Annotated in this window: 20 protein-coding genes; 10 read left to right on the plus strand and 10 right to left on the minus strand. The window is 67.3% G+C overall.

Going from position 1 to position 19,542, the window contains the following annotated elements; all coding sequences use genetic code 11:
- Positions 1-429 precede the first annotated feature (429 nt).
- Entirely contained in the window at positions 430-1,311 is an 882-nt protein-coding gene (locus ACIGKQ_RS22705; RefSeq protein ID WP_235724165.1) for a hypothetical protein, read from the minus strand.
- 142 nt (positions 1,312-1,453) lie between these two features.
- Between ACIGKQ_RS22705 and ACIGKQ_RS22710 the strand changes: the two genes are divergently transcribed.
- Together ACIGKQ_RS22710 and ACIGKQ_RS22715 are read left to right on the plus strand one after the other, a co-directional pair.
- A complete protein-coding gene (locus tag ACIGKQ_RS22710) occupies positions 1,454-2,224 on the plus strand; it encodes an MFS transporter (protein WP_235724166.1) in 771 nt (256 codons plus the stop codon).
- 110 nt (positions 2,225-2,334) lie between these two features.
- Positions 2,335-3,447 carry a beta-mannosidase gene (locus ACIGKQ_RS22715; protein WP_235724167.1) on the plus strand — a complete coding sequence of 371 codons (1,113 nt, stop codon included), beginning with the start codon at positions 2,335-2,337 and terminating at the stop codon, positions 3,445-3,447.
- Between the two features lie 40 nt (positions 3,448-3,487).
- Here the strand turns inward: ACIGKQ_RS22715 and ACIGKQ_RS22720 are convergent, their stop codons facing one another.
- From ACIGKQ_RS22720 to ACIGKQ_RS22730, 3 genes are read right to left on the minus strand one after another with little or no spacing between them, the layout of a single operon-like run.
- A complete protein-coding gene (locus ACIGKQ_RS22720) occupies positions 3,488-5,263 on the minus strand; it encodes a GMC family oxidoreductase N-terminal domain-containing protein (protein WP_235724168.1) in 1,776 nt (591 codons plus the stop codon).
- A 3-nt stretch (positions 5,264-5,266) separates the two neighbouring features.
- Positions 5,267-5,464 (minus strand): hypothetical protein, encoded by a 198-nt coding sequence (locus tag ACIGKQ_RS22725; RefSeq protein WP_235724169.1) that lies wholly within the window; start codon positions 5,462-5,464, stop codon positions 5,267-5,269.
- Positions 5,406-6,098, minus strand: coding sequence for a hypothetical protein (locus ACIGKQ_RS22730; protein WP_235724170.1), 693 nt, complete (start codon positions 6,096-6,098; stop codon positions 5,406-5,408). The genes ACIGKQ_RS22725 and ACIGKQ_RS22730 overlap by 59 nt, the downstream gene beginning before the upstream one ends.
- Positions 6,099-6,330: 232 nt before the next feature.
- Here ACIGKQ_RS22730 and ACIGKQ_RS22735 point away from each other — a divergent pair, with 232 nt between their 5' ends.
- The 4 genes from ACIGKQ_RS22735 (at position 6,331) to katG (ending at position 10,307) form a co-directional block, all read left to right on the plus strand.
- Positions 6,331-7,224 carry an MBL fold metallo-hydrolase gene (locus ACIGKQ_RS22735; RefSeq protein WP_235724171.1) on the plus strand — a complete coding sequence of 298 codons (894 nt, stop codon included), beginning with the start codon at positions 6,331-6,333 and terminating at the stop codon, positions 7,222-7,224.
- An 83-nt stretch (positions 7,225-7,307) separates the two neighbouring features.
- A complete protein-coding gene (locus tag ACIGKQ_RS22740; protein WP_235724172.1) occupies positions 7,308-7,532 on the plus strand; it encodes a dodecin in 225 nt (74 codons plus the stop codon).
- Between the two features lie 66 nt (positions 7,533-7,598).
- On the plus strand, positions 7,599-8,042 hold the full coding sequence (locus ACIGKQ_RS22745) for a Fur family transcriptional regulator (protein WP_235724173.1): 444 nt from the start codon (positions 7,599-7,601) through the stop codon (positions 8,040-8,042).
- 36 nt (positions 8,043-8,078) lie between these two features.
- Positions 8,079-10,307, plus strand: coding sequence for a catalase/peroxidase HPI (gene katG / locus ACIGKQ_RS22750; protein WP_235724174.1), 2,229 nt, complete (start codon positions 8,079-8,081; stop codon positions 10,305-10,307).
- Between the two features lie 58 nt (positions 10,308-10,365).
- On the opposite strand, the gene bluB is transcribed toward katG, so the two are convergent.
- Positions 10,366-10,983, minus strand: a complete 618-nt coding sequence (bluB, locus tag ACIGKQ_RS22755; RefSeq protein ID WP_235724175.1) for a 5,6-dimethylbenzimidazole synthase — start codon at positions 10,981-10,983, stop codon at positions 10,366-10,368.
- A 93-nt stretch (positions 10,984-11,076) separates the two neighbouring features.
- Here bluB and ACIGKQ_RS22760 point away from each other — a divergent pair, with 93 nt between their 5' ends.
- From ACIGKQ_RS22760 to upp, 4 genes are all read left to right on the plus strand, one after another.
- Positions 11,077-11,670 carry a class I SAM-dependent methyltransferase gene (locus ACIGKQ_RS22760; protein ID WP_235724176.1) on the plus strand — a complete coding sequence of 198 codons (594 nt, stop codon included), beginning with the start codon at positions 11,077-11,079 and terminating at the stop codon, positions 11,668-11,670.
- Between the two features lie 166 nt (positions 11,671-11,836).
- The gene (locus ACIGKQ_RS22765; RefSeq protein ID WP_235724177.1) at positions 11,837-13,114 is read left to right on the plus strand and encodes a GTP cyclohydrolase II; all 1,278 of its coding nucleotides are present in this window, start codon (positions 11,837-11,839) and stop codon (positions 13,112-13,114) included.
- Entirely contained in the window at positions 13,111-14,373 is a 1,263-nt protein-coding gene (locus ACIGKQ_RS22770) for a URC4/urg3 family protein (RefSeq protein WP_235724178.1), read from the plus strand. The genes ACIGKQ_RS22765 and ACIGKQ_RS22770 overlap by 4 nt, the downstream gene beginning before the upstream one ends.
- Before the next feature lie 15 nt (positions 14,374-14,388).
- Positions 14,389-15,018: a uracil phosphoribosyltransferase gene (gene upp / locus ACIGKQ_RS22775; RefSeq protein ID WP_235724179.1), complete on the plus strand. Its 630-nt coding sequence runs from the start codon at positions 14,389-14,391 to the stop codon at positions 15,016-15,018.
- An 11-nt stretch (positions 15,019-15,029) separates the two neighbouring features.
- On the opposite strand, the gene ACIGKQ_RS22780 is transcribed toward upp, so the two are convergent.
- The 5 genes from ACIGKQ_RS22780 to ACIGKQ_RS22800 form a co-directional block, all read right to left on the minus strand.
- The gene (locus ACIGKQ_RS22780) at positions 15,030-15,740 is read right to left on the minus strand and encodes a CPBP family intramembrane glutamic endopeptidase (protein WP_235724180.1); all 711 of its coding nucleotides are present in this window, start codon (positions 15,738-15,740) and stop codon (positions 15,030-15,032) included.
- A 62-nt stretch (positions 15,741-15,802) separates the two neighbouring features.
- Positions 15,803-16,423 (minus strand): TetR family transcriptional regulator, encoded by a 621-nt coding sequence (locus ACIGKQ_RS22785; RefSeq protein WP_235724181.1) that lies wholly within the window; start codon positions 16,421-16,423, stop codon positions 15,803-15,805.
- Positions 16,420-17,283: an ABC transporter ATP-binding protein gene (locus tag ACIGKQ_RS22790; protein ID WP_235724182.1), complete on the minus strand. Its 864-nt coding sequence runs from the start codon at positions 17,281-17,283 to the stop codon at positions 16,420-16,422. The genes ACIGKQ_RS22785 and ACIGKQ_RS22790 overlap by 4 nt, the downstream gene beginning before the upstream one ends.
- Positions 17,280-18,101, minus strand: coding sequence for an ABC transporter ATP-binding protein (locus tag ACIGKQ_RS22795; RefSeq protein WP_235724183.1), 822 nt, complete (start codon positions 18,099-18,101; stop codon positions 17,280-17,282). Before ACIGKQ_RS22795 ends, ACIGKQ_RS22790 begins: the two co-directional genes overlap by 4 nt.
- Positions 18,098-19,174, minus strand: coding sequence for an ABC transporter permease (locus ACIGKQ_RS22800; RefSeq protein ID WP_235724184.1), 1,077 nt, complete (start codon positions 19,172-19,174; stop codon positions 18,098-18,100). The genes ACIGKQ_RS22795 and ACIGKQ_RS22800 overlap by 4 nt, the downstream gene beginning before the upstream one ends.
- Positions 19,175-19,542 lie beyond the last annotated feature (368 nt).

Consider the following 19,542-nt stretch of genomic DNA (forward strand, 5'->3'; position numbering starts at 1 on the left):
GACGCAGGTCAGTGAATGCCTCACGCCCACAACACAACCAGGCATTCATACACCACAACCCCACCCGCCCGACAACCCATCCACGGATTCAGGCTGAGGAGCGAGGCGCTAGCCGAGCGTCACGAAGGGCCCTTCGTGACGGCCCTCCGCAAGCTCCGGGCCTCCTCAGGGAGCGGTGGCGGGTTCCCGTGCGTCTGTGGCGCGGAGCCCAACGTGCTCCCTGAGGAGCGAGGCGCTAGCCGAGCGTCACGAAGGGCCCTTCGTGACGGCCCTCCGCAAGCTCCGGGCCTCCTCAGGGAGCGGTGGCGGGTTCGCGTGCGTTCGTGGCACGGAGCCAACTTGCTCCCTCTAGGGAACGGTGGCGGATTCCCGTACTTCTGTGGCGCCGAGCCCAACCTGGTCCCTGAGGAGCGAGGCGCCAGCCGATGGTTAACTGTCGGTCTCGCACCGCGCCAGCTCGTTGCGGGCAGCAGCGAGCGCGTCGCGGGCACTGTCGAGAGAGGCGGTGGCCAGCCGGGACTGCTCCTCGGCCGCGTCGACCTGGCGCACCGCGAAACGTAACTCGTCGTCGCGCTGTTCGAGCTCGGCTCGCAGTCGGTCGCGCTCCGCGGTGAGGTTGTCGACATGTGCGCGGGCTGCGGCCACTTCTTCGTCACGTTCGGTGACGGCAGCAGTGGCCGACCGTTCGATCTCCTCGGCCTCCGCGAGGGCCTGACGCGCCCGCCGCAGATCTTCGGCCTCGGCGGTTGCGCTCGCCGATTTCGCAGCATCGGGGGCAGTGCGGTCGGCGCGGTCGGCGCCCGGTTCGTCGGCGGCGTCGGGTACCAGGAAGACCCCCGCTGGCCCGAAGCCGCTGTATTCGGCTGCGGTGACCAGACTCCCGCGCCGCAGCAACTCGGCGACCTCGTCGTCGGCGACCGCGGCACGCAGCGACTGTCCCACTTCACGGATCGCGTTGTCCGACAGCGTGACTCCCTGGTCCCGAGTGTCGCGCTGGATCGATGCCACACATTCGGCGATCAGTGCCTGTCGACGGCCGGCCAACTCACGCAACCGATCTGCCGAGGACCGGCGCTGCGCCGCAAGCAGGTCGGCCGCCAGGTCGAGCAACGCGGTGACCCCATCGGGATCGGTGCGCACCCACTGGTTGATCGCCCAGGCGACCTGGGTGGGCCGTCGTAGCGAAGTGATCTGTTGCGCCAACCCGCGGTCACCGGCGGCCTTCGCCGCACGGGCGAGCGCAGTGCGCCGCGCGACGAAATCTCCGGGCGGCAGCCCGTACAGTTCGTCGGTCACCTCGTCGATGGTCATCGGCCGATCTCCGTCTCGGGGGCCAGGAACGGTCCCGGCGGCCCGGTCATCACTTCGCTTTCACGCGCACACCTCATCAGTACCGCATCGGCCGGCTCGGGCACAGGCAGGGCGGCAGCCGATGTCCCCTACCCTGGGCGCCATGGGTGCAACAACGCGAGTGAACACCTCTCTGTCCATTCTCGCGGTCGCAGGTGCGATCGCCCAGATCCTGGCTCCCGTGGTCCCGTTCGCGGGTGTCGGCGCCTCTCCCAACGAGTCGACGGTCGACCTGCTGATCACCCCCGCCGGGTACACCTTTTCGATCTGGAGTGTCATCTATCTGTTGTCGCTGGTGTTCGCCGGGATGGTCGTGCTGACGCGGTCCACCGGCACCGACGCGCCGGCCCGCGTCACCGCCGACGTCTCCGTCGCGTTCTTCGGCGCCGCAGTCTGGATCCTGTTCTCGGCAGCCGAATGGCAGTGGGTCACCTCGATCGTGTTGACAATCATGACCGTGGCCCTCGTCGACGCCGCACGGCTGGTTGCAGGTCCGCGAGACCCCGAAACCCCGGCGTGGCGTGCCACTCTCACCCGGGTACTGGTCGGCATCTACGCCGGCTGGGCCACCGCTGCGGTGTTCCAGAACTGGGCGTCGGATGCGGCCGACGCGGGTGCCGACGCCGACGCTGTGGGGTGGCAGATCGTCGTGCTCCTGGTGGCCGCGGTCTTCGCCACGATCATCACCCTCTTCCTCGGTGGCGTGCTGATCGGCTATCCCCTGACGGTGATCTGGGCACTGATCGGCATCATCGCGACCTCCGGCGGTGAGACTCCAACGGTCACCGGTGTGTGCCTGGCCACGATCTTCGTCCTGATCATCTCCACCGGGATCTCGATGTACGCAGCACGATTGCGCACCCGCGCCGCCTGACGCGGCGACCCAGGTGGGCCCGCCGGGTGACCCTCGTCGTTTCGCAACGCCGGACCTCCGGTTTCAGCGATAGTTGGCCTGGACAACGCGTGCGACGAGGAGGCGGGTACATGTCACTGAGGCGGCTCACCCGGCGGTTCTGTCTGACGGGCGTGTTGGCGCTGCTGATCGTGGGCTGGAGTCTTCCCACAGCGGCCCTCGGCGCGCCGGCCAACCGGGTCACCGCGACCGCGGACGGCTTGCGCCTCGATGGCCGCCCGTGGTGGCCCTCCGGTCTCGACGCCTACCAACTCGCCACCGACTGGTCGGTCAACAGCGGCTGCGGCGCGATGGTCGATCTCGACGCCTACTTCGCCGCATTGCCACCACATTCCCTGACCCGGTTCGACCTGTTCGCGCAACTCGCGGTGAACAAGAACACCGGGGAACTCGATTTCGCCCCGATGGATGCCGTGTTCGCTGCGGCGACTCGACACGACCAGATGGTGATCCCGGTCTTGTCCTCCGGTGAGGGCGCTTGCGAGAGTGGCGAGTTCAAGGATCACGACTGGTACGCATCGGGGTGGCGCGCACAGGTCGCGGCCGGCGGGCTGACCTTCGAACAGTGGATGCGAACGGCCGTGAGTCGATGGAAGAGCAGTCCGGCGCTGGCCGGCTGGGAGATGGTCGGCGAACCCGAATCCAGTATCTGCGGTGACACGGCCTGTCGGTGGCAGAGCCGTATCTGCCCACCGGATGCGGCGCTGGTGCTGCGCCACTTCTTCGACACGGCCGGTGCGGTGTTGCATCGCATCCATCGGGCCGGGCTGATCTGGTCAGGCCTGGCCGGCGGCGGACAATGTGGCACGGCGGGACCGCAGTACGAGTATGTGGGTGGTTCGCGACATCTCGGTGTGCTGGACTACCACGACTACGGCTCGGACGGGGTGCCCTTGCCCGGCGACCAGTGGAACGGTCTGGCCGAGCGTATTCGCCAGGGCGCGGTGCTCGGCAAACCGGTGGCGGTCAACGAGATCGGCCAAGGTGCCGGCTCGTGTGGAAGCCTCGCGCAACGTGCGGCGGACTTCCGGACGAAGGTCAGCGGGCAGCGCGCTGCAGGCACTGCGACCGCGCTGTTCTGGGCATTCGTGCCCGACCCGCGCCCCGACGAGTGCACCTATGACATCGGACCCGACGACCCGGTGTTCGACCTCGTGGCCGATCTGTCCACCGTCACCGACTGAGTCAGCCCGATCTGCACTCGACGTGTGGCGGCGACGTCAGTCAGAGGCCCAGTTCGACCATCCGTCGGGTGATCCGATCGTCGGTGGTGACCACCGGCGCGCCCGACGCCACCCACGGGTCGCCGCCGAAGTAGGTGGTCATGATCTTCTCGGCGGTTCGGGTGGCGATCGCCTGGGTGGTGAGCGTGGGGTTGGGCCCGCCGAGTGAGTTGGCCAGGACCGAGTTGTCGGCGATGAACAGCCGGTCGACGAACCTCGCTTCCCCGCTGGACCGGGCCACCGAATTGGTGGCCGAATCCCCCATCCGCATCGACGAATGCACATGCAGCAGCAATGGAGCCCAGTCCAATCGGTAGACGGTTCGCGCTCCGGCCTTGCGCAGCAGGTGTGCCGCCTTGGTCGCGACGAATTCGCGGTTGCGTCGTGTCGGCGCCGATCGTTTGCGGATGTCGATGTCGATCTTCGCGACCGCTCCGTTCGAGTCGGCGGGCATCGCCGAGGGGACGATCCGACACTCCGGCTCCACATGGTCGTCGGTGATGCACAGGATGTTCAGCATCGGATCGATGCCGTGCGACATGAACTCGCGCAGTTCGTCACCGGCAAGACGACCGGTCGGTCCGTCCCAGGCCCCCCGCATCCCTCGCCCGTTGGTGTACTGACCCCGGATCCCGCTGTTGGACAGGGTCATCGTGAATGCCTGGATCGCGGGAGTGACACCGGAGTTCTCCAGACACCCGTAGCCCGGCAACTCGACCCGGGCACACGAGTTCGCTCCCCGCGTATTGCCGGTGTCCTCGTCGAACAGTCCGACGACCCAGTCGAACCAATGATCGGTGTGGCCACGTCCCACCCAGTCATTCGGGTTCGGCAAGCCACTGTTGAACCACAGTCGCGGACTCTCGGTGGCACCGGCGGCGAGCACCACGACCCGGGCGTCCTCCCGTGACTCGGCACCGGTCGCGTTGTCGCGCCAGGTGACACCCGTGGCGCGGCGACGGGCGCTCCGCTCCTCGGAGTGGATCTGCACCACGAAGCAGTCGGTCTTGAGTTCGACCGCTCGGCCGCCCGGTCGTACCACGTCGGCGGCGAGCGCGAGCGGGACATAACTGTTGTCGGTCGATCGGCGGGCGAAGAGGTTCCGCGGCGCTCGCGCCGGTTGGTAGCAGCCCTGGAAACAGTGACCACAGAAGGTGCAGCCACTGGCCTGCGGGTGGACGAGAAGGTGAGACTCCGACGTTCTACCGGCCGTACCGCCCGGGTGCAGGATGCAATTCGGTTGCGGGCGAAAGGAAGCGCGGGTGGTGTCCCGGGATCTCTGCAACGGCAGCCCCAGCCCCTCGCATCCCCGGAAGAAGAGCGCCTCCTTGGTGCCCATCGGCGCGGGCTTGACCGGAAGGGTCTCCTCGACCCATTCCAGATAGGGCACCAGCTCCCGGTAGCCGAACGGAAAACGGTGTGCCGTGTCGTACCGGGCGGCGTCGGCCCCGCGATAATCCGCGAACACCCCCGGATAGGGTCGTGGACTGTTACCGAAGAAGTGTTGGGTGGTGCCGCCGACTCCGGCCAGTTCCCAGACGAAGCTGTTCTGTGCCCACTCGCGATACCACCCTGCCTTGCTGCGGTCCGCGGGCCCGAACCGCAGAAACCCGGCGGTGGGGTCGTTGGCGTCGAACTCCAGGTGTGACCACTGACTTTCCGGATTGGCCTGTCGCGGGCCGCCTTCCAGAAGCAGGACGTCGAGGCCTTGGCCGGCGAGTTCGGCGGCGACGACGGGCCCGCCGCCACCCGCGCCGATCACGATCACGTCACGCACAGATCAGAACTCCTCGAATCCCTGGTAGTAGCCGATGAAATCGTCGTGGCCGTTCACCAGCCCCTCGGTCCGGTAGCGGCTGATATCCCAGGCGAGCGGGCGTTTGACGAGGCGGCCCGCGGACTGGTCGTAGAGGCGGTGCTCACTCCAGACGGTGAATGCCGATCCGTCGAGGAGGATCCCGCCGACGAACCTCAGCACTCCGGCGGCCGACCCGCGCAGCGGTTGGGGGCAGTGCGTCGTCGAAGATCGCGGCGAGATCGGCGAGCGGACGCTCGATCAATTCGAAAGTGCGACATTTGGTTCGGTAGTCGGCGTTGGCGAACGGTGAGGCGAATGGTCCGACGAACGGCGCCCCGGCCAGGACTGCGGCCACATCCACCACGAGTCCCGCCAACAGGGACAGCGGGAAGGTGCGGTCGTTGTCGGCGATCCCGAGCCCGCGGTCGACCGCGTCGGCGGCCTGCGTACCCGGCAGCGGTACCGAGCCGGCGCCCAGATCGGCAAGCGTCACCGACAACGCCACCGCGACGGGCCGGACGAGTTGGTCTCCCTGGGGCAGGAAGCGGTCGATCAAACCGATGAACTCGTCGGCCGCGCCGTCGGTCATGGCTCCACCGCCGCGCGCGCTGACGCCCTGCCGTGCCGAATAGGGGTCGTCGCCGGGCATCACCATCACGGCGACCCCGCGCAAGGCGTCACGAGATGAGGCCCGCAGACCGCCGAGCACCTGCCGCGCGAGCGGCGGCAGGTCGGTGTAACCGTCCGGTGGTGCGGCCGTGGCCGCCGACCCTCGCGAGATCGCCGCGACCACCGCGGCCAACCCGGTCGTCACCAGCAGATCCCCTGCGACTGATGGGTGAATGCACTCCCGACCTAACCCTCGTCGGTCACCGCCACGCCGCCGGACAACGCCACGGTCTCGAGCGACACCGCGCGTGGCACTGCCTTCGCACGCTACGGCAACGACACCGGAATCGCATGATTCCGGTGCAACGCCGCAAGATCGGACGGAACCAACCGTCGACTCATTGACAACCCCGAGGTCGCGACGGTACGAAGCGGAGATGGCGAACGACCGGGCCTTTGGCGCATCTCACTATGGCGATGTCACGGTGTTGACCTCCAGGCACGGCGGCGCCTATCCGTACGGCAATTCCGTGGTCGTCCAGGGTTCGGAGGCCACGCTCGTGATCGATCCGTCGCTGGAGATCGATCACGATCCGGTCGGCGCCGATGCGGTGATGATCAGTCACGCCCACGAGGACCACCTCGCGGGACTGCGCCATTTCACCGCCCGCACCCACTGTCATCGCGCCGACGTCGACGCCGTCCGATCTCTGGAGGTGTTGCTCGACGGATACGGCCTGACCGCGGCCGAGAAGGTCGCGGTCGCCGAGCAGATCGGTGACGAGTTCCACCTGCCCACCGGATTCCCCGAGGCGGTGGGCGTCGACGACGAACATCGGTTCGACCTCGGTGGGGTGACCGCCACCGTGATCCACCTGCCCGGGCACACCGCCGGCCACTGCGGTGTCCTGGTGGAGCCCACGGGATTTCTCTATGTGGCCGACATCGACCTGACGTCGTTCGGCCCGATGTACGGCGACGTCGGCAGCAGCGTGGAAGCCTACCTTCGTTCGATCGATGTGGTGGGCTCGATCGACGCACGATGGTACGGGACCTTTCATCAGAAAGGTGTCATCGACGGCGCCGCCGAGTTCTGCCGGCGCCTCTCCGACTATGCGCAGGTCATCGGCCGCCGCGAGGACCGCCTCGTGGCATTTCTGGACCGACCCAGAACTCTCGACGACATCGTGCGGCACCGGCTGGTCTATCGCCCGCATGTCGAATTGCCGTTCGTCGATGCCGTCGAGCGACGCACCGCGCAGCTACACCTCGAACGATTGATCGGCCACGGCGTCGTCGAGAGACTCGACGACGGCTACGTCGCGCGCTGACCGGGGTCATCACCACAAACATCGGGCGCATGGGTCTCCCGAAACCCACGGTCGAGTGGCCGACGACGTGGGAGTATCGGCCCATGAGTGATCACACGTATCGAGTCATCGAGGTAGTCGGGTCCTCTTCGGACGGCACAGACGCGGCCATCGCCAATGCGATCGCTCGGGTCACCCAGACCACCCGGAACGTGGAATGGTTCGAGGTCGTCAGCACACGCGGACACATCGTCGACGGTGCCATCGCGCACACGCAGGTGACGCTGAAGGTGGGATTCCGCATCGAATCCGGGGACACCCTGAGCTGACGTCTCAATTCGAGACATCTCCCGGCAAAAACTTGACTCAGTCCAGAAAAGCGGCATGATGGTCTCGTGCCATCACAGACAGATCACGTAAGACGTTTGCGTGAAGCCGATTTGCGGGTCACCCGCCCGCGCATCGCCGTTCTCGATGCGGTGTGCGCACATCCCCACGCCGACACCGACACGATCGTCGGCGCAGTTCGTACCGGACTGCCGGATGTGTCGCGTCAGGCGGTGTACGACGTGCTGCGCGCGTTGACAACCGCAGGCCTGGTGCGGCGAATCCAACCGTCCGGTCACGTCGCTCGCTACGAGTCACGGGTCGGCGACAACCATCATCACGTCATCTGCCGGTCCTGCGGGATCATCGGCGACGTCGATTGCGCCGTCGGGGAGGCTCCGTGCCTCACTCCGTCGGAACACCACGGCTTCATTCTCGACGAGGCCGAGGTCATCTACTGGGGACTCTGCGCCGACTGCGCAGCCGCTCCTGCTTCGGGGTCACAGCCGTGATCACAGCCCGAATCACTCTCTCCTGAAAGGTTTGTCGTGACTGAGGAAAACCCCGCCCACGCCACAGAGCATCCGCCGATCGCAGAAGCCAACACCGAGGCGGCCGACAAGGGCTGCCCGATGCGCATCAAGCCGCCGGTCGAGGGTGGCGGAAACCGGGACTGGTGGCCCAACCAGCTCAACCTGAAGTTGCTCGCGCACAACCCGGACGTCGTCAACCCGCTCGACACCGGGTACGACTACGAAGCCGCGCTGCAGACCCTCGACGTCGACGCCCTCAAGGCCGACCTCGTGGACGTGATGAAGACCTCGCAGTCGTGGTGGCCTGCCGACTTCGGTCACTATGGCCCGCTGTTCATCCGCATGTCGTGGCACGCTGCCGGCACCTACCGCGTCGAGGACGGTCGTGGTGGCGCCGGTTCGGGCATGCAGCGTTTCGCACCGCTCAACAGCTGGCCCGACAACGCCAGCCTGGACAAGGCCCGCCGTCTGCTGTGGCCAGTGAAGAAGAAGTACGGAAAGGCGATCTCGTGGGCCGACCTGTTGGTGCTGGCCGGCAACGTCGCGCTGGAGTCCATGGGCTTCAAGACCGCAGGCTTCGCCTTCGGCCGCCAGGACGAGTGGGAACCCGAGGAGGTCTACTGGGGACCGGAGGCCGAGTGGCTCGGTGACAGCCGCTACAGCGGTCAGCGCGACCTGGAGAATCCGCTCGCCGCCGTCCAGATGGGCCTCATCTATGTCAATCCGGAAGGGCCCAACGGCAATCCGGATCCGTTGGCGGCCGCTGTCGACATCCGCGAGACCTTCAACCGGATGGCGATGAACGACGTCGAGACCGCGGCCCTGATCGTCGGTGGACACACCTTCGGCAAGACCCACGGCAACGGTGACGCCGAACTCGTCGGACCCGAGCCGGAGGCCGCGCCGATCGAGCAGATGGGTCTGGGCTGGGTCAATCCGCAGGGCAGCGGTGTCGGTCCCGACGCGATCACCAGCGGTCTCGAGGTCACCTGGACCAACACCCCGACCGCGTGGGACAACAGCTTCCTGGAGATCCTCTACGGCTATGAGTGGGAGCTCTTCAAGAGCCCGGCCGGCGCCAACCAGTGGCGGCCGAAGGACTCGGCGGGCGACGGAACCGTCCCGAACGCGTTCGGCGACGGTACGACCCACCCGTCGATGCTGACCACCGACCTGTCGATGCGGATGGATCCGGGCTTCGAGAAGATCACCCGCCGGTGGCTCGAGCACCCGGAGGAGCTCGCCGACGAGTTCGCCAAGGCCTGGTTCAAGCTGCTGCACCGCGACATGGGTCCGGCCATCCGCTACCGCGGCCCGTTGGTTCCGTCGGAGACCTACCTCTGGCAGGACAACGTGCCCGCGCAGGAGGGACCGACCCTGTCCGACGCGGATATCGACTCCCTCAAGGCCCAGCTCCTCGATTCGGGGTTGAGCGTCGCGCAGCTCGTGTCGACGGCGTGGAAGTCGGCATCGTCGTTCCGCGGCAGCGACTTCCGCGGCGGCGCCAACGGCGGTCGCATCCGCCTGCAGCCGCAGGTCGGCTGGGAGGCCAACGAGCCCGAGGAACTCGCGCAGGTGATCAGCACTCTCGAGCGACTCCAGGAGGGCTTCAACGCCGAGGCGGGCGCCAAGGTGTCGTTCGCAGACCTGGTGGTGCTCGGTGGCGTGGCCGGCGTGGAGAAGGCCGCCAAGGATGCCGGTGTGGACATCACGGTTCCGTTCACCCCGGGCCGTACCGATGCGACCCAGGAGATGACCGACGAGGAGTCCTTCGCCTACCTGGAGCCCAAGGCCGACGGTTTCCGCAACTACGAGGGCAAGGCCAGCGAGATGCCCGCGGAATACCGGCTGCTGGACCGCGCGAACCTGCTGACGCTGTCGGCTCCCGAGATGACCGTGCTCGTCGGCGGTCTGCGGGTGCTCGGCGCCACGTACAAGGGTTCGTCGCTCGGAGTGCTCACCGAGACGCCGGGTCGTCTGACCAACGACTTCTTCGTCAACGTGCTCGACATGAGCACCGACTGGTCGGCATCGCCGGCCGACGACGGGACCTACGTCGGCAAGGACCGCGAGAGTGGCGCGACCCGGTGGACCGGTACCCGTGCCGACCTCGTGTTCGGCGCGAACTCCCAGCTGCGTGCGCTTGCCGAGGTCTATGCCGAGGACGACGCGACGGAGAAGTTCGTCACGGACTTCGTCGCCGCGTGGGACAAGGTGATGAACCTCGACCGGTACGACGTCTGAGTCGCATCTGAGCGGTGACGATGCTGCCCTCCGGCCTCGCCGGAGGGCAGCATCTGTCTCACCGGAAGCCCTCCCGATGGACCGCCTCGGCCAGCGGGCGCCGGGTCCGCCATCCGAACCGTTCGAGGTCCGGAACCGTCTGCAGCTGTGTGACCGGGCCCAGGCACAGCCAGGCGACCACGTCCGTCGACTCCGGCACTCCGATCAGGTCGCGAAGGAAGTTCTCCTGGTAGAACGAGACCCACCCGACTCCCAGGCCCTCGGCGGTGGCCGCCAGCCAGAGGTTCTGAATCGCCAATCCCACCGACAGCCGCCCGGTTTCGTCGATGGTGTGCCGGCCGAGCACGTGCTGACCACCCCGATCCGACCGATAGGTCACCACCACACCGGTCCCGGCTTGCTCGATGCCCTCGACCACGATGGGCCCGAAGGTGGCCGCACGATCAGCCGGCAGCGACTGTGCGAAATCCTCCCGGCACCCGGCGACATGTTCGGAGAACCGCGACAACACCGCGCGATCCTGGATCACCACGAAGTCCCACGGTTGGGTGTTGCCGACGCTCGGCGCGGCATGCGCCGCGGCCAGCACCCGCCACAACCGCGGCTCGTCGATCACCGCGCCGCTGAACTCGCTGCGCACATCACGGCGCCGTGCGATCGCCTCGTAGACGTCCATCTGCTCCCCTCGTCTGCCTCACTTGCGTACCAACCACCCCGCGCCGCCGGATGCGTGCCGTTCGATGCGCCGAGCCTGTGCCACCATGGGCTGGTGGCCACACGATGGGACGATACGCAGGCCCCCAAGGGCGACGACTACGACGAACGCTGGCAACACCTGGCGGCCACCGGGCAGAACATCCACGGCGAGGCCGACCTCGTCGAAACGCTGTTGCACGACCACGGTGGCCAACGCGTGCTGGACGCGGGCTGCGGGACCGGACGCGTGGCGTTGGAGCTGCGTCGACGAGGTTTCGCGGTGGTCGGCGTCGACGCCGACGACACCATGCTCGCGACCGCACGCCGGAACGGCCCCGACGTGGCCTGGGTGCTGGCAGACCTCACCACTCTCGATCACCACGTCGACAGCGAATTCGATCTGGCGCTGCTCGCCGGGAATGTGATGATTTTCGTCGATCCGGGTACGGAGGACGCCGTGCTGGCCCAGCTCGCGGAGCGCCTCACACCGGGTGGATTACTGGTCGCCGGCTTCAGTCTGCGCGATGACCGTCTGACGCTGGCCGACTACGATCGGCTCGCGGCGCGCAACGGCTTCGATCTCCATGCGCGCTGGTCCACCTGGGACCGCGAGCCGTTCGACGCCGACAGCGCCGACTACGCCGTTTCGGTGCACCGGCGGCGCTGACGACCCATCCCCTGTCGTAGGGAATCCGTTACCTTTCTCGTCCAGCATCTGTTCCCGCCAATCGCTATGCTGGCGCTTTCCACTCGGCGCCGAGGATTCGGTTCCGCGGGGAGCGGCCAGACGAATCGGCAGCCGCCGAATCAGCCGCGGACGGACAGGAGCGACGATGACCGCAGATCTGAGTCCGGATGCCGTCGGGCCGTCCGTCGCCGGCGGCCACATCCGATTGACCTCCCACAGCGGTGGTCTCGACGCACTCCCGATCCGCTGGGGGGCGGCCACCGCCGCAGACCGCGGGCCGGTCGTGGGCACCACGTCGCGTCGGTCCCACCGCAACGTGATCGGTACGCACAGCGGTTCCTACAGCGTCTACCGCGCCCTTGCCGTCGCCGCCGGCGCGTTGTCGCGCGAGCACCGCGCCGACCTCACCGACACCGCACCCACCGACGCCGTCGGCCCGTACCCGCAATGGTCGGATCCGGAGTGCATCGTCAGCCTCGACCCGTGGGGTGCGGTCACCGCCGACGTCTTCGCCGACCATCTCGCCGCCGGACACGACATCCGACCGACGATCGCGATCACCAAGGCGCACGTCATCCTGCCCGAGATCGCCGACGCGATCGCCAAGGGCCGGTTACAGCCGGATGGTCGATATCTGCTCGACACCGGTGCCGCGCTCGTCACCAAGGCCGCCGTCGAACCGGTCTGGCACCTTCCCGGCGTCGCGCGTCGATTCGGTTGCACGGAAGCCGATCTCCGTCGCGTGCTGTTCGAGGAGACCGGTGGGATGTACCCCGAATTGGTCACCCGCTCCGATCTCGACGTCTTCCTGCCGCCCATCGGCGGGCAGACCGTCTACATCTTCGGCCGGCCGGCAGACCTTGCCGATCCCGATGTGGAGCTCACCGCACGGGTGCACGACGAGTGCAACGGTTCGGACGTCTTCGGTTCCGACATTTGCACCTGCCGGCCGTACCTCACCCACGCGATCGAGGAATGCATCCTCGGTGCGCAGCGCGGCGGCGTCGGGCTGGTCTCCTACTCCCGCAAGGAAGGTCGAGCACTCGGCGAGGTGACCAAATTCCTCGTCTACAACGCACGCAAACGGCAGGTCGGCGGAGACACCGCCGAACAGTATTTCGCGCGGACGGAGTGCGTAGCCGGCGTTCAGGACATGCGCTTCCAGGAACTGATGCCCGACGTTCTGCACTGGCTCGGCATCCGCAAGATCCACCGGCTGGTGTCGATGAGCAACATGAAATACGACGCCATCACCGGATCGGGGATCGAGGTCGGCGAACGGGTCAACATCCCCGACGAACTGATTCCCGCCGACGCGCAGGTGGAGATCGACGCGAAGATGGCCGCCGGCTACTTCACCCCCGGCGCGGTCCCGAATGCCACCGAACTCGGCAAGGCCAAGGGGCGAGGGTTGGACACATGAGCGTCGACACCCCCGGGCGCGCCGGTGGGCCGCACGCCGCCGCCGACTCGCCCCGCTGCCCCGCAGCGCTGCGGTCCACGCGTGCCATCCGCGACCGCGCCGGACAACTGACCGAACGCGCGCGCCGCGGCGAGTCGTCGTGGTTCGTGGTCGACGACACCGCACTGCCTGCGGCGGCCGCCCGGGTCGCGGAGGTCACCCGGGTCAGATATCCCGACCTCGACATCCCGTTCCACAGCCGATGGCGACATTTCGAGGCCGGCGGAGTCGACCGGACCGCGATGCTGCGGGCCCGACTCGGCGACGACCCTGCCGAGCAGGCACGCGCCCTCATCGATCTCGCCGTCGTCAGTGTCTTGCTCGACGCGGGCGCCGGCCCCGACTGGTCGTATCTCGAAGTCACCTCCGGGCTGCGAATCGGTCGATCAGAGGGCCTGGCGGTGGCCGGGTGGCATGCCTTCGTCGATGGTGTGTTCTCCGGTGACCCCGACCACCCGCTGCGCGTCGACGCGATCGGCCTGTCCAGGTTGACCGTCGCCGACCTCGCCCACGCATTCCAGGTGGATGCGGACAACCCCCTGGTCGGGCTCGACGGGCGCGTCGAGTTGCTCCGCCGGCTCGCAACCGCGATGACCGCACATCCCGACGTGTTCGGCGAACAGCCGCGGCCCGGCCACCTCTACGACGCGGTGATCGGCGCGGCCGCCGGGGACGTCGAGGCGCACGACATTCTTTCGCTGCTGTTGGCGACCACATCCGGTATCTGGTTGTCGGGCAACGAGATCGACGGTGTCCCAGTCGGCGACTGCTGGCGACACGATGCGGTGCGAGGGCAGGGATCGACGGCCGGATGGATGCCGTTTCACAAGTTGAGTCAATGGTTGACGTACTCGCTGCTCGAACCCTTCGAGTGGTCCGGCCACCGTGTCCGCGGGGTGGCCGACCTGACGGCGTTGCCCGAGTACCGCAACGGCGGACTGTTGCTCGACACCGGGGTGCTCCGGCTGCGGGATCCGGCCGACGCCCATCGTCGACGGGACGTCGGCGACGAACTCGTCGTCGAATGGCGAGCGCTGACCATCACCCTGATCGACGAACTCGCAGCGCTGGTCCGCAACGAACTAGGGGTCGACGAAGGCCGCCTGCCGCTGGCCTGTGTACTCGAAGGTGGCACCTGGGCAGCCGGTCGCGAGCTGGCCGGCACCCTCCGCTCCGGACTTCCGCCCCTCGACATCGCCAGTGACGGCACCGTTTTCTGACCCGAAGGACGTGACATGGACGACGTGGTTCTGATCGACCACCCGCTGGTGCAGCACAAACTCACCCTGCTGAGACGGAAGGACACCTCCACCAACGACTTCCGTCGACTGCTGACCGAGATCTCCACCTTGATGGCCTATGAGGTGCTGCACGACATCCCCATGCACCCGATCTCCATCGACACCCCGTTGGAGACCATGACCGCCAACGTCATCGACGGCAAGAAGGTGGTGTTCGCGTCGATCCTGCGAGCCGGTACGGGGATCGTCGACGGCATGCTGACCGTGGTGCCGGGCGCTCGGGTCGGACACATCGGGCTCTACCGGGACCCGAAGACCCACATCGCCGTCGAATACTACTTCAAGATGCCCGGCGACCTCGCCGAGCGCGATGTGGTGATCGTGGATCCCATGCTGGCAACCGGACATTCGGCGGTCGCAGCGGTGGACCGCATCAAGGAGTACTCGCCGCGATCGATCAAATTCGTCTGCCTGCTGACGTGTCCGCAGGGAATCGAGACCCTGCAGGCCGCACATCCGGATGTGCGGATCTTCACCGCCGCCGTCGACCGGGAACTCGACGAGAACGGTTACATCGTGCCCGGCATCGGGGACGCCGGGGACCGGATCTTCGGCACCACCTGATCCCGCGACCGTCAGGAGGGCAGATGCCAGGCGACCGCGGCGCCGACCGCGCCGGTCGCGTTCAGTGCCCAATGCAGCGCGACCGGTGCGAGCAGACTCGTCGTCCGATGCCGTAGCCATCCGAACACGAATCCCGCAGCCGTCGTGGCCGCCACGGCACCGAGCACACCCGCGATCTGACCGACCGTCCCGGAACCGAGCACGCCGCTGAGTCCCTCGTTGCCGGCGGTCAGACCCAGGGACGACGTCACATGCCACAAACCGAATGCGATCGCGCCCAGCGTGAGTGTCCACCGCACGCCGAACAACCGGGCGAGGCTGCCCTGCAACACGCCCCGGAAGATCAACTCTTCGGGCAGCACCGTCTGCAGCGGGATCGTCACCAGGGCGGCAAAGGCGGCCGCGGATGCGCTGTCGAAGCGGTCGGACAGAAAGAACTGTCGGGTGGCCGGGATCGCGACGGCCACAGAGACGATCGCGAACACCGCCACCACGGCGCCGACGGCATAGGGAATCCCGGCACGTAGTTCGGATCGGCTCAGACCCATCTCGCGCCAGTCCAGCCCCGCCATCCGGGCACCGAGCACCAGCACCACGGCCGCGCCAGGCACCACCAGCACCGCAGCCGTACCCGACGCACCATGGGCGACAAGGTTGACCACGACCACCACCGCGACGACGCCGACCACCAGCACGACGGATCGTGTGCGCGACAGTTTCATATGTCTACTCTCCCGCATGCGGGTACAGACACGCCGGATGCCGGGATGACGCAACCCGTATCTCACCGTCGGTCCGATGGGTTCGTGATGTCGCCGAACAGGTACCGGTCGATGGTGGGGCCCGCCCAGCGACTCAGATCCGATGCGGCCGCGTCGGCGATTGCCGGCACTCGCATCACATACCGCGCCATCAGCAACCCGAGCATCTGCGACATCACCATGGCCACGCGCTGCCCGCGCTCATCAGCGGACACGAACTCGCCGAGCACTCCGGTCGCCACGCCGAGAAAGAACTCCCGCAGCCGATCGGCGACCTGGTCATGGGTCACCGCGATCCGCAACAGCGCGACCGCCCGTGCCCGCTGTTGGGGATCTCGCTCCCAGAAGTCGACGACCCGATACACGAACTCGCATCCCACCGTGGCGTCGGTGTCGGCGATTCCGGCGAACACGGTGGCCACATCCACCTCGGGTCGCAACGCCGCCACGAGCAGGTCGTTCTTGGTGCCGAAATAGTGGTGGATGAGCGCCGGGTCCACTCCCGCACGCCGCCCGATGGCCCGCATCGTGGTCCGCTCGAATCCGCTTTCGGAGAACATTTCTCGCGCCGTGGTCAGGATCTGCTCGCGGTTGTCGACGGTCCGATCGAGTTTGGGCCGTCCACGGCCGCGTGCCGACGTCATCGGGACCTGGCCAGGACCAGCATCCGTTCCTCGATGGTGGCGGGGACCGGCTTGATCTCGGCGTCGACCCCGGCCTCGGACAACGCCGAGGCGATCATCGCCGGATCCGTGTCGGGCACCCGAATCGCCGTGCCGTCCAAAATCACCGGTATGTCTGCATCGTTGAGCACCGCGAATGTGCGGGCCCAGTCGGCCGTATGCACCGCCACCGCGCGGGTGTCGCCGATGATGTCGTGTTCGCTTCCCGATGCGACGAGTGCGCCGCCGGCCATCAGCAACAGGCGGTCGCAGTGCTGCGCTTCCTCCATGTAGTGGGTGGTGACCAGGACCCCCACGCCGCGGTCGGCCTGCGCGCGGATGGTGTCCCACAGTTCGGCCCGGGCCAGCGCGTCCACACCGGAGGTCGGCTCGTCGAGAACCAGCGCCTCCGGCCGATGCGCCAAGGCCACCACGAACGCCGCCTGCCGCTGCGCACCCAACGCCAGGTCACCGACCAGGGTGTCCCGCACGTCGCGCAGCGCCGCGGGCAGGTCTGGAACTGCGCAGTTGTAGGCCCCCGCGCTGAACGCCAGGTTCTCCGCCAGCGTGAGGTCGCGGTAGAGGCCGAGATTTTGTGGCACGTACCCCATCCGCGCTCGGTGGGAGCGATCCGGTGGACCACCGAGGAGTTCGACGGCCCCGTCGGTGGGGGCCAGCAATCCCAGCAGCAGCCGAATCAGGGTCGTCTTGCCCGCCCCGTTGGCGCCCAGGAGGCCCACGACCTCACCCGGGCGCACCGCCATCGACACCGCATCGACAGCGGTGAAATCACCGAATCGTCGGGTTGCCGAACGCGCACGGAGAACCTCGTCCGATGTCATGTCGGCGCCTCCTGATGCCGTCGCGTCATCGACAGCGCGATGACGATGTCCTCCAGATCCGGCGCAATCACGTCGGCGTCGGTTGCGGGATCGCCGTCGGGCCAGTACTCGCGCCGCTGACGTCCTCGCCGCCACGACCATTCCGGACGTGTCGGCGTCGTCGACGCCGTGATCGTGCCGGTGAAACCTCCACGGACATCGTCGTAGGACCCGGTGGTCAGGACCCGGCCCCGGTCGAGGACAACCAGTTCACCCGCGCGCTCCGCCTCGTCGAGGTACGTCGTCGACATCAGTACGGCGGCACCGGCGGCTGCCGCCTCGGAGATCATCCGCCAGAGGTCGATACGGCTCACCGGATCGACTCCGGTACTCGGTTCGTCGAGCACCAGCAACTCCGGGTGATGCAGCATGGCCATCGCCGCGCCGAGTTTGCGGCGCATCCCCCCGGACAGAGCTGACGCCAAGCGATCGGCGGCGACCCGGAGGCCTGCCCGGTCGATGAGGTCCTCCCGCCGGTCGACGAGCTCATCGCCGGTCAATCCGTATATGCCGCCGACGAAGTCGAGATTCTGGCGAACCGTCAGGGCCGCCCAGCTGCCCGGGCCCGCGGACAGATAGCCGATCTGATGCTTGTCCGGCGCCGCCACGACCCCGCGGTCCGGAGCGACCTCGCCCACAAGTGTGCGCAGCAGCGTGGTCTTTCCGGCGCCGTCGCCACCGACGAGCGCCACCACCTGCCCCGGTGCCACCGCCACGGTCACGTCGTCGAGTGCCGTCGTCGCACCGAAGGCCACCGTCACCGACCGCGCCGCGATCATGCGACGTCCGCACCCGAGGGTTCCGCCGCGGTCCCTCGCCCCGGCGACGATTGTCTCCTCACGTCGGGAGCCAGATCACGTCGGAACCGCAGGGTTGCGGCGGTGAACACCACGATCGCCATGACGGCGAGCACCACCAAGGGCAGCCACAGCGACTCGATCGGGGCGCCGCGCAGCATCACACCCTGCGAGATCATCGTGAAGTAGGTCAGTGGCAGCAGATAGCCGATCCATCGAACTCCCGCCGCCATTGCGTCGAGCGGAAAGATCATGCCGGACAACAATATCTGTGGCAACAGGAAGAAGAAGGCCGTCTGGATGGCCTGGCCGGTGGTCTGGGAGATGGTGGAGATCATCACGCCGAGTCCGAGGACGACGAACAGGAAGATCCCGGCGCCGAGGGCGAAGACGAGCACATTGCCGTTGAACGGGACGTCGAACAGGAGCATGCCCAGCACGGTCACCACGGTCATGTCGATCGCGGCGAGGATGAAGTAGGGCACGATCTTGCCCAGGATCACCTGGCTCGGCGCGATGGGCATCACCGCGAGTTGTTCGAGCGTGCCCGCTTCGCGCTCGCGGACCAATCCGATGCTTGTGATGATCGTGCCGATGAAGGTCAAGATGAGGCCGATGATGGCCGGGACCATCACCCACGACGTCTTGAGGTCCGGATTGAACATCACCTCGGTCCGGACCTGTCCACCGAGTTTGTTCAGGATCGACACCGTCGACTGCGCTGCGAACAGGTTGGACCCGTCGACGTAGGCGGTGGGTTGCGACCCCGGGTTTCCGGTCACCACCACCACGTCGACCTTGTTCTCGCGCAGCATGTCCTGCGCCTGCGAGACCCCGTCGGCGGTGTTGGTCTCGGTGACCTCGAAGTAGGACGGCAACGCAGTCGCCGCTCGTTCGGCCGACGGCCCGACCACCGCGGTCTCCACCGAGGACACGTAGAAGTTGGCCGCGTAGCCGAAGATCACCAGCAGAAGCAACGGCAAGACGATCAGCATGGCCAGCGTGCGGCGGTCGCGCCGCAGTTCGCGAAACTCCTTGAGAATCATTGCGCGCATGCAGCGAGCGTATGACCTGCGACGACGGAGGTCAACGCTTGTTGAATAAATTCTCCACGCGGTCGCGCTCACCCCCGATCCCGGAGGAAGCCCGGAGCTTGCGGGGGCCCACCACCGATCCCTGAGGAGGTTCGGAGCGCTAGCGGAGAACTGTCACGAAGGGCCCTTCGTGACACTCGGCTAGCGCCTCGCTCCTCAGGGAGCGGGGTGAAGACCTGCACGACCAACCACCCCCACCACCGATCCCTGAGGAGGCTCGGAGCGCCAGCGGAGGCCCACCACCGATCCCTGAGGAGGTTCGGAGCGCTAGCGGAGAACTGTCACGAAGGGCCCTTCGTGACACTCGGCTAGCGCCTCGCTCCTCAGGG

Origin of the sequence: Gordonia sp. NPDC062954, assembly GCF_044543825.1 — a bacterium.
In the GTDB taxonomy this organism is placed as follows: domain Bacteria; phylum Actinomycetota; class Actinomycetes; order Mycobacteriales; family Mycobacteriaceae; genus Gordonia; species Gordonia tangerina.

Excerpts from the sequence above, each read along its gene's own strand:
- ACIGKQ_RS22705 (WP_235724165.1), bottom strand. The coding sequence starts at position 1,311 with ATGACCATCGACGAGGTGACCGACGAACTGTACGGGCTGCCGCCCGGA.
- ACIGKQ_RS22710 (WP_235724166.1), top strand. The coding sequence starts at position 1,454 with ATGGGTGCAACAACGCGAGTGAACACCTCTCTGTCCATTCTCGCGGTC.
- ACIGKQ_RS22715 (WP_235724167.1), top strand. The coding sequence starts at position 2,335 with ATGTCACTGAGGCGGCTCACCCGGCGGTTCTGTCTGACGGGCGTGTTG.
- ACIGKQ_RS22735 (WP_235724171.1), top strand. The coding sequence starts at position 6,331 with ATGGCGAACGACCGGGCCTTTGGCGCATCTCACTATGGCGATGTCACG.
- ACIGKQ_RS22740 (WP_235724172.1), top strand. The coding sequence starts at position 7,308 with ATGAGTGATCACACGTATCGAGTCATCGAGGTAGTCGGGTCCTCTTCG.
- bluB (WP_235724175.1), bottom strand. The coding sequence starts at position 10,983 with ATGGACGTCTACGAGGCGATCGCACGGCGCCGTGATGTGCGCAGCGAG.
- ACIGKQ_RS22765 (WP_235724177.1), top strand. The coding sequence starts at position 11,837 with ATGACCGCAGATCTGAGTCCGGATGCCGTCGGGCCGTCCGTCGCCGGC.
- ACIGKQ_RS22770 (WP_235724178.1), top strand. The coding sequence starts at position 13,111 with ATGAGCGTCGACACCCCCGGGCGCGCCGGTGGGCCGCACGCCGCCGCC.
- upp (WP_235724179.1), top strand. The coding sequence starts at position 14,389 with ATGGACGACGTGGTTCTGATCGACCACCCGCTGGTGCAGCACAAACTC.
- ACIGKQ_RS22780 (WP_235724180.1), bottom strand. The coding sequence starts at position 15,740 with ATGAAACTGTCGCGCACACGATCCGTCGTGCTGGTGGTCGGCGTCGTC.
- ACIGKQ_RS22785 (WP_235724181.1), bottom strand. The coding sequence starts at position 16,423 with ATGACGTCGGCACGCGGCCGTGGACGGCCCAAACTCGATCGGACCGTC.
- ACIGKQ_RS22790 (WP_235724182.1), bottom strand. The coding sequence starts at position 17,283 with ATGACATCGGACGAGGTTCTCCGTGCGCGTTCGGCAACCCGACGATTC.
- ACIGKQ_RS22795 (WP_235724183.1), bottom strand. The coding sequence starts at position 18,101 with ATGATCGCGGCGCGGTCGGTGACGGTGGCCTTCGGTGCGACGACGGCA.
- ACIGKQ_RS22800 (WP_235724184.1), bottom strand. The coding sequence starts at position 19,174 with ATGCGCGCAATGATTCTCAAGGAGTTTCGCGAACTGCGGCGCGACCGC.